The sequence below is a fragment of the Pseudoalteromonas sp. NZS71_1 genome (assembly GCF_015864305.1).
GTDB classification, from domain to species: Bacteria; Pseudomonadota; Gammaproteobacteria; order Enterobacterales; family Alteromonadaceae; genus Pseudoalteromonas; species Pseudoalteromonas arctica.
In genome coordinates this window covers 1-614 of the sequence record NZ_JADYXM010000040.1, presented here as the reverse complement: position 1 = coordinate 614, position 614 = coordinate 1, and the positions used below count along the sequence as shown (strand labels likewise).

Sequence of the window (614 nt, the reverse complement as noted above, 5' to 3'; positions counted from 1 at the left end):
TTAGTCCTGTATGTAGATGATAATCAAGCAAACAGACTGAATGATAAAGCGATTGTTATTCGCTGGCATAAACTGTGTAAAGGCACAGTGTTAACGCAGAAATATGTACAAGGTGAAAAGTTAAGTAAAGTTGAGCTCATCTTTTTCAACCAAACGGTTAAACAATACCGCGAACGCTTATCAAGTATCAGCTGGTTTATGCGGCTCTTAAATGAAGACATTGCGCGCAGAGCAAATAAAGAAGATAACTGCACTGGTAGGTTCTGGGAGGGCCGATTCAAATCGCAGGCATTACTAGATGAAGCAGCACTTGCAGCTTGTATGGCCTATGTCGATTTAAATCCCATTAGGGCTAAAATGGCTAACACACCAGAAGAGTCAGACCATACCAGTGTACAAAAGCGCTTAACATGCGCGACAGAAGGTATACAGCCTAAACAGTTACTACGTTTTGCAGGTATGCCTCGTCAGATTATGCCCAAAGGGCTGCCGTTTGAGCTTAAATCGTACCTTGAACTTGTTGAGCTAACAGGGCGAATAATACGAGAGGATAAGCGTGGGCATATTGATAATATGAACCTTCCTTTGTTAGAAAGGCTTAATATATCCCCAGA

The 614-nt window shown here is 41.9% G+C and carries 1 pseudogene; it reads left to right on the top strand.

Features of this window, described 5'->3' with window-relative positions:
- Positions 1–614 (top strand): annotated as a pseudogene (locus tag I6F43_RS20000) (transposase); the annotation flags it as partial.